The sequence below is a fragment of the Desulforhabdus sp. TSK genome, from assembly GCF_022836495.1.
Lineage (GTDB): Bacteria > Desulfobacterota > Syntrophobacteria > Syntrophobacterales > Syntrophobacteraceae > Desulforhabdus.
Genome location: NZ_BQXM01000167.1, coordinates 1 through 441, shown reverse-complemented (window position 1 = coordinate 441; position 441 = coordinate 1). Strand labels below are relative to the sequence as shown.

General features: G+C 67.3%; 1 pseudogene. It reads left to right on the top strand.

What is annotated here, in order from left to right:
• Window positions 1–151: 151 nt before the first annotated feature.
• Window positions 152–334 (top strand): annotated as a pseudogene (locus tag MWC30_RS23245) (transposase); the annotation flags it as partial.
• Between the last annotated feature and the right edge of the window lie 107 nt (window positions 335–441).

Genomic DNA, 441 nt, shown 5'->3' with positions numbered 1-441 from the left:
GGGCGTGCTGCTGGAAGACCATGCCCAGGCCGCGGTGCTCCACCGCCGTGCTGTGCTCGGGGGAGGACACCACCTGCTCGTCGATGCTGATCCGCCCGCGGCTAGGGCATGTCTGACAAATATGTAGCGCCCGTCCTGCGAGACTGAGCAGATGTCGAGGTTCCAGCTGCTCTCCGATGCCCAGTGGTCGATGATTGCCGACATGCTGCCCCGCCCCACGGGCCGCAAGGGCAGGCCCTTCGCTGATGCGCGGACCATGGTCGAGGCGATCATCTACCGGTATCGGACCGGCATCGCCTGGCGCGATCTGCCCGAGGTCTTCGGTCCCTGGCAGGTGCGCCCACCAGGGCGGGGATGCCGAAGTCGGCGAGGTTGGAGACGGTGACCAGCACGAAGGAGGAGATCAGAGCCGGTCGCAGCAGCGGCAGGGTGATGTGGGCC